This window comes from Marinobacter algicola DG893 (genome assembly GCF_000170835.1).
GTDB lineage: Bacteria > Pseudomonadota > Gammaproteobacteria > Pseudomonadales > Oleiphilaceae > Marinobacter > Marinobacter algicola.
On record NZ_ABCP01000030.1, the window covers coordinates 38,063 to 44,828 of the forward strand.

Here is a 6,766-nt window from a genome sequence, read left to right on the forward strand (position 1 = left end):
GGAACGCCGCAATGAACCCAGCAGGTGACATTGACTATGCTGCCCGACATGACAGCTTCGAGAGCTGGTTCCAGACACCCCTGGGCCGTTCATTATTGGCCGATCAGCGTGCCTGCGTTGAGCGCCATGTTCGCGCCCTTTCCGGCGCGAGACAGTTGCAGGTTGCAGTCAGTCATCGGCTGCCACTGGCCAGCGGGACTGATTTTGCCCAACGTGTTCTGACGACGCCGAACTGGCAGTCCTCTATTCCCGATGGTGTCGCAGTCTGCGATGCCGACGAGTTGCCCTTTCCCGGTGATTCCATGGACCTGGTTATTCTCCACCACACGGCGGATTTTTCGCCGCATCCTCACCAGGCTTTGCGGGAGGCCTCCAGGGTGCTCAGGGGGGAGGGCGTGATGATGTTGATAGGGTTTAACCCGTTTAGCCTTTGGGGGCTGCGGAAACTGGTTTCCAGACATCATGAAGGCCCCTGGGGTGGTCGTTTTCTGATGAAGGGCCGCATGGAAGACTGGCTCCGGCTGCTGGACTTTTCCGTGGAGTCCTCGGATTCCTCGTTTTTCCAGGTGCCGCTTCAACGGGCGGTTCTAGCGGAGCGCAGGGGGCTGATGGAAAGGTTGTGCGGCAACCGTTTCCTGCCGGTGGGGGCTTATTACTGTATCCTTGCCAAAAAGCGCGTTTACTCCAGGTTGCAGCGGAGACCAGCCTGGCAAGGGCAGAAAGTCATCGCCCTGCCAGGAAGGGGCGCAGTGGGAGCTTCCCGTGACTACCCGGCGCGCCCCGAAAACGGTCGGTGCGCTATATTGAAACACAAGCATGTCGAGGAGTATTGATGGCCGGCAAGGTTGTTCTCTATACCGATGGAGCCTGCAAGGGTAACCCTGGGCCAGGAGGCTGGGGCGTTGTTCTGAGGTACGGCGATGCCAACAAGATGTTGCATGGTGGCGAAGCAAATACCACCAACAATCGCATGGAGTTGATGGCTGCGATACAGGGTTTGAAAGCGCTCAGGCGCACGTGCGACGTGGAGCTTTATACCGATTCCCAATATGTCCGCAAGGGCATCACTGAATGGATGACGGGATGGAAGCGAAACGGTTGGAAAACATCCGCAAAAAAGCCGGTCAAGAATGAAGATCTCTGGCGGGAGCTGGACAATGAGGTGGCCCGCCACAAGGTCAATTGGCACTGGGTGAAAGGGCACTCGGGCAATCCTGACAACGAGCTGGCAGACGAGCTGGCCAATCGCGGTGTGGAAGAACTGGCTAACGCCGGATAGCCGTATAGCAGCGGCGTAACCAATGGGGTAACCGATAGGAAAACCATGAGACAGATTGTACTGGATACGGAAACCACCGGTATCGACCCGGCGGAGGGTCACCGGATTATCGAAATTGGCTGCGTTGAACTGATGGAGCGGCAGATCACCGGCCGGCACTATCACGTCTACATTAACCCTGAGCGGGAAGTGGAGGCGGAAGCCATAACGGTTCACGGCATCACCAATGAATTCCTGGCGGACAAGCCAAAATTCGCCGCAATAGCCGACGAGTTCTTCGAGTTCATAAAAGGGGCCGAGCTGGTTATTCACAACGCTGCGTTCGATATTGGTTTCATGGATTCGGAGTTCGCCCGCCTGAAGCCTGTTCGCAGGACGACTGAGCATTGCGGCGTGGTTGACTCTCTTGCCATTGCCCGCAAGAAGCATCCTGGGCAGAAGAACAATCTGGATGCCTTGTGCAAGCGTTACGGGATCGACAATAGCAATCGTGAACTGCACGGTGCATTGCTGGATGCGGAAATCCTTGCTGACGTCTATCTTTTGCTGACAGGCGGGCAGACTGCGCTCTCTCTTGATGCGGGCGGGGACGAAGCCGGCGGTGAGGGCGGTATCCGTCGGCTGGCGGATGATCGCAATCCATTGCCGGTACCCAGGGCCAGCGACGATGAGCGCAACGCTCACGACGAGTTCATGGCATTGCTGGCAAAGCAGGCCGGTACCACCGTGTGGGATAAGCTTACAACTGAAGAGTAAGCCGAGCCGAGCGGGATATTCTTTTGGCAGTGCGAACTGTGTGTCGCGCTGTACGTTTTGTTACATTCCTGCTTTCTTGAGCTACTTGAGTTTTGTGTTATAAGTAATGATAAGTTCGCGAGTTTTCGCGAACTTTTTATTTTAGCCGGGAAGGGTAAATCTGGCTCATAAAGTGATTCTTCAAACAACCGACAAGATCACATTCCAAGAACAGGACGCGGTAGTTTCCGCATAATTTACAGGAAGCGTTTATGGTTCAATCGTCTCTGGCGACGAAATCACAGTCATTTGATCTGGTCAAAAGTGAGATTGAGCAGACCATCAGACAGGCAGAGTCCAGCCTTGAACGCTTTCAGGAAAACCGTGAAAGCGGTGAGGATCTGCAGAACTGTGTGGATTTTCTGAATCAGCTCCGCGGTATTTTCATTCTTGTCGAACTGCGTGCCGGCACCCTTCTGTGCCAGGAAGCCGTCAGTATGGCCAATGATGTTCCCGTTGGTGCCAACGATGACAAGAATATCCTCCTGACGACCCTCAACAGCGCATTGTTCATCTTGCGCCGTTATGTTGAATATTATCATCAACAGCGAGCGGACCATCCGGAGCTGCTGCTGCCGGTTATTAATGATCTGCGCGAAGCCCGCAAGGAAAAGCCCTACCCGGAGTCGTGTTTCTTCGATGTTGACGTCAAGGAGCGGCCGGACTTCTGCTCGGGGCTTTCCCTTCAGGCGTTTGACGGTAACGAAGCGGAGTACGAGATACTGGCCCGCCGTATGCGGTTGACGTTCCAGGTCGCGCTGCTGGGTGTGCTTCGTGAAAAGAACGATGTGGTCAGCAAAAAATTGTTTGGCCGGGCAGCGCGTGGATTTGCCCGACTTTGCCAGGGGCAGCCCATGGGGCAGATGTGGTGTCTGGTTGCCATTGTGGCGGATACCATGCTTGATCGTGTCATGGGGTTCAGCAAAGCCCGCAAGCGCATGTTCATGCGTATTGAGAAGTATTCCCGTGAAGTCGTGTACGTCGGTAAGGTGGCCACGGCCAAGGATGCGCCGGATTCGCTTATTCGTGATCTGGTGTACCTGCTCTATAGAAGTGGATCAGCAAATCCCGAGGTAACCTCCGTGTTGTCAGCTTATCGACTGGCGCCCGCGGAATTCCCGGACTCTATGCTCGACGCCCATGCCCGTCGCCTTTATGGCCCGGGCACCGATGTCCTCAAATCGTTGTCGACAGCGTTGCAGGACGAACTGAATCAGCTCAAGGACAAGCTGGACATTGTTGAGCGTGGCATTGAGCCAGACCTGGCGGAGCTGTCTTCTATTGCAGATGCTCTTGAGCGCCTCGCCAATACGCTGGTGATGCTGGATCTCAACCAGTTGGGAACCATGGCCCGGGGTGAGGCTGTGAAGTTGCGCACCTGGGAGGAAGAAAATCGCCTGCCAGTAGACGATGAGCTCTACAAGCTGGCGGATTCCGTCTTGGGTATCGAGGATGCCGTGATGCAAATCGTGGTTCGTGGCATCACCTCGGAAACCGACGCTCTTGCCGGTGGGCAGCGTACCCGTGAAGAATCGCTTTACCTCCAGGAAGCTACCTACGTGGTGGCGGACGAAGCAAAAAGCGCACTGACCCTCGCAAAACGTGCCATAACAGCGTTTATTGAGTCCGACTACGACAAGCTTCACCTCGCCAATCTGCCTGCCACGTTGCACAGCATCTGGGGCGGGCTGCATATGCTGGACGATCCCGGCGCGGCTTCGGTGTTGGAGCGTGTTGCGGCGTCCATTCAGGAGCGACTGCTGGATGCCAGGGAAGCGCCTCAGGCTCAGGTGCTGGAAGCGCTGGCGGACGCTCTAACATCTCTTGAGTACTACATAGAGAGTGTTGGCAGGCGGGAAGATCGCAATGCAGACCTGTTGAAACTGGCGGAATCCTCATTGGAGGACGTGGGGCTCTAGTAGCCCTGTTGCGCTATTCAATAGCCACAAAAAAACCTGCCGGATGGGCAGGTTTTTTTTGGGCGTTCAAAGAGCGATCAGCCCATATTGAACAGCTCGCCCAGCTTGGTAGCCAGCATCATGTCGCCTTCAGCGCGCAGCTGGCCGGCCATAAACGCCTGCATGCCATCGGTTTCGCCGGAAACGATGCCCTGCAGGGTTTCAGAGTTCATGATCAGGGTGACGGAAGGATCGTCATGGGCGCCTTCAGCCATCTTGCAGGTGCCATCCTTGATAACCAGGTGATAGGTCTTGTCGTCCTCGATGTCGAACTGGAATACCAGATCCAGGCCTTCAGCTGCGTCCGCGTTAAAATTCTGTTCGAGTTTCTCGAATATCTGAGCTACAGACATTATTTTACCCTTATTGATGGTTGTCGTGGCGTATTGACGGCTTCTGGTTCCTTGCCTTTCGCCTGCATGGAAGCCCGGGTGAGCCGACGTAGCCATTCGACTTTAGGGTTAGACATTACTGGTGTCAAGCTCGATCGAACGCTTGTTTTAATTTGTTATTGGCTCTATGGCTTGTACCTCAGGGCACCTCGGTTACAATCGAGCGCTCAAGAATAATCCTGGAGAAGCAACTTGGAATTTCTGACAGAGTTTGGTTTGTTTATTGCGAAGACGGTCACCCTTGTGGTGGCACTTCTGGTCATTGTTTCAGTGGTTTTGTCCGCTGCCCACAAAGACAAGGACGATCAGGGGAGTGACGGTGAACTGCGGGTTCGCAAACTCAACGAGAAATACCGCAAGCTGAGGGAGTCACTTCAGGCCAAACTGCGCAGCGATTCGGAGCGCAAGACTTTTGAAAAGGCCCGTAAAAAGGAAGACAAGGCGAAACAGAAAGCCGAGAAGGCCAAGCGCAAATCCGGCGACGCCGAGGAAAAACCCCGCCCCAAGGTTTACGTGCTGGACTTTGACGGTGATATCAAGGCCAGTGATACCGACTCCTTGCGCCGCTCGATCACAGCCGTGCTTAGCGTTGCGGAGCCCGAAACCGATGAAGTGGTTATCCGTCTTGAAAGCGGCGGCGGCCTGGTTCACTCATATGGGCTCGCGGCTGCCCAGTTGGACCGTATTCGCGCCAAGGGTATCCGGCTTACGGCCTGCGTCGATAAAGTGGCCGCCAGTGGTGGTTACATGATGGCCTGTGTGGCTGACAGGATCGTCGCGTCGCCATTTGCGATTCTCGGGTCCATCGGTGTTGTTGCCCAATTGCCCAACTTCCATCGTTTCCTCAAGAAAAACGATGTCGACTTCGAAATTCTGACGGCCGGTGAGCACAAGCGCACCATGACCGTATTCGGCGAGAACACGGATAAGGGTAGAACCAAATTTCTTGAAGACCTGGAAGATACCCACGTGCTGTTCAAAGAATACGTGGGTGAGCGCCGCCCCGAACTGGATATTGCCGCGGTTGCAAATGGCGATATCTGGTTTGGCAGACGCGCCCTGGAGGTCAAACTGGTGGACGAGATAAAGACCTCCGACGAATTTCTCATTGAGGCCTGTGACAGGGCAGACGTAATCTCAGTAGGTTTCCAGCGCAAGCGCACGTTGCCGGAAAAGCTCGGCCTGGCCACCAGCGCGGCACTTGAACACACCGTATGGCGGGTACTGGGCGCGTTCCGCAACCAGAAAATTCAGTAAACCTACAGTAACGGGAACAGAGTCATGACAAACGACACCGAGTTCAAGGCATGGCGCGTTCAGGAGCAGGGCGGCGAGTTCGCGGGTTCTGAGCAGACGCTGCACGTATCCGATCTGCCCGAAAACGACGTCCTTATCAAAGTCAGTCATTCGTCCCTGAACTACAAGGACGCCTTGTCCGCGTCCGGAAACAAGGGCGTTACACGTAATTTCCCTCACACTCCGGGCATCGATGCCGCCGGGGAAGTAGTAGAGGCCTCCTCCGGCTCCTTTTCCGCCGGCGACGAGGTGCTGGTAACCGGTTACGACCTGGGTATGAACACCGACGGTGGCTTCGGCGAGTACATCCGGGTGCCGGCCGAGTGGTGTGTGGCCATGCCCAAGGGCTGGAGCGCCCGAACCGCGATGATATACGGCACAGCCGGCCTCACGGCGGGCCTGTGCGTGCAAAAGCTGTTGACCATGGGGGCTAGCCCCGAGCAGGGCAAAGTCGCCGTCAGCGGTGCCAGTGGCGCTGTCGGTAGCGTAGCGGTTGAGCTGCTTGCGAGCCTCGGCTTCGAAGTGGTGGCCATCAGTGGCAAACAAGACCATGCCGATACCCTCAAAAACCTTGGCGCTACGGAAGTACTGGGGCGCGAAGCTCTGGCAGCCGAAAAGAAGCCAATGCTGAAACCGGTCTATGCCAATGCCGTGGATACTGTCGGCGGTGGCCCGTTGGCGGAATTGCTGAAACAGATCCACCCAGGCGGTTCTGTCTCCTGCTGTGGTCTGGTCGCTGGGCCTCAACTGGAAACCACCGTTCTGCCGTTTATCCTGCGGGGCAATAACCTGCTGGGCGTGGATTCGGTTGAAATTCCCCTGTCCGACAAACAGTCAGTCTGGGACAAGTTTGCCGGTGACTGGGCGTGCAAGAAAACGGAAGCGTCTGCCCGCGACATCGGGCGTAGTGAGCTGGATGGGGCTTTGAAGGCGTTCCTGAAAGGGGAGTCATCCGGGAAAATTGTTCTCGACCATTCCAAGTAAGGAGTGACGAGACTCTCTTAGAGGCGGGTTTCTAAAAAGTTCGCCAGAACGAAGAGGGAGCT

General features: G+C 55.7%; 7 protein-coding genes. 6 read left to right on the top strand and 1 reads right to left on the bottom strand.

The window, feature by feature from the left end; translation table 11 throughout:
- Positions 1-11 precede the first annotated feature (11 nt).
- The 4 genes from MDG893_RS15495 to MDG893_RS15510 all read left to right on the top strand — a co-directional run bounded on the left by MDG893_RS15495 (position 12) and on the right by MDG893_RS15510 (position 3,993).
- A complete protein-coding gene (locus MDG893_RS15495) occupies positions 12-833 on the top strand; it encodes a class I SAM-dependent methyltransferase (RefSeq protein WP_007154757.1) in 822 nt (273 codons plus the stop codon).
- Positions 833-1,279 (top strand): ribonuclease HI, encoded by a 447-nt coding sequence (gene rnhA / locus MDG893_RS15500; RefSeq protein ID WP_007154758.1) that lies wholly within the window; start codon positions 833-835, stop codon positions 1,277-1,279. Before MDG893_RS15495 ends, rnhA begins: the two co-directional genes overlap by 1 nt.
- Before the next feature lie 45 nt (positions 1,280-1,324).
- Entirely contained in the window at positions 1,325-2,035 is a 711-nt protein-coding gene (gene dnaQ, locus MDG893_RS15505; protein WP_007154759.1) for a DNA polymerase III subunit epsilon, read from the top strand.
- A gap of 251 nt (positions 2,036-2,286) precedes the next feature.
- Positions 2,287-3,993 carry a FimL-related protein gene (locus MDG893_RS15510; RefSeq protein ID WP_007154760.1) on the top strand — a complete coding sequence of 569 codons (1,707 nt, stop codon included), beginning with the start codon at positions 2,287-2,289 and terminating at the stop codon, positions 3,991-3,993.
- Positions 3,994-4,070: 77 nt separating this feature from the next.
- Here MDG893_RS15510 and MDG893_RS15515 read toward each other — a convergent pair whose 3' ends face one another.
- Positions 4,071-4,385, bottom strand: a complete 315-nt coding sequence (locus MDG893_RS15515) for an SCP2 sterol-binding domain-containing protein (RefSeq protein WP_007154761.1) — start codon at positions 4,383-4,385, stop codon at positions 4,071-4,073.
- Between the two features lie 231 nt (positions 4,386-4,616).
- Here MDG893_RS15515 and sohB point away from each other — a divergent pair, with 231 nt between their 5' ends.
- On the top strand, positions 4,617-5,681 hold the full coding sequence (gene sohB / locus MDG893_RS15520; RefSeq protein ID WP_007154762.1) for a protease SohB: 1,065 nt from the start codon (positions 4,617-4,619) through the stop codon (positions 5,679-5,681).
- A gap of 24 nt (positions 5,682-5,705) precedes the next feature.
- Complete coding sequence (locus MDG893_RS15525; RefSeq protein WP_007154763.1) at positions 5,706-6,704, top strand: YhdH/YhfP family quinone oxidoreductase; 999 nt, start codon at positions 5,706-5,708, stop codon at positions 6,702-6,704.
- Positions 6,705-6,766 lie beyond the last annotated feature (62 nt).